A 392-nucleotide genomic window follows, 5' to 3' on the forward strand; every position below is an offset into this window, starting at 1 on the left:
CGTGACGGATGCCTTTCATCCACAGCCAGAACGAGAAGATGCTAGCCGACAGCCCGTACCACACCACCAGCATCCACACGCTCGACGGCACTGCGCGATAGTCGAAATGCGCGAGCGCGCCGGCGCCGAGCGGCAGCATCAGCAGTAGGCCGAACAGATGCGTGTACGCGCAGATGTCGATCGGCGCGAGCGTTTGCGTCAGACGGCGCGACAGGATCACATAGATTGATTCGCAGCATACGGCGCCGAGCACCATCAGGTTGCCCGCGAGCGAGCCGGTGCCGGTCGTCGCATCCGCGCCCGCCTGGACGTGCGCGACATTGATGACGACGACGCCGACGATCGCCAGCCCGATCGACGCGAGCGCGCGGCCATCGGGCCTTTCCTTCAGG

At 65.6% G+C, this 392-nt stretch carries 1 protein-coding gene; it reads right to left on the minus strand.

Annotated elements, in window-relative coordinates; translation table 11 throughout:
- Positions 1 to 392: DMT family transporter (locus VSR34_RS38925; protein WP_342965302.1), on the minus strand; the 392-nt coding region annotated here is incomplete at both ends.

Origin of the sequence: Paraburkholderia sp. JHI2823, from assembly GCF_038900695.1 — a bacterium.
Taxonomy (GTDB): Bacteria; Pseudomonadota; Gammaproteobacteria; order Burkholderiales; family Burkholderiaceae; genus Paraburkholderia; species Paraburkholderia mimosarum.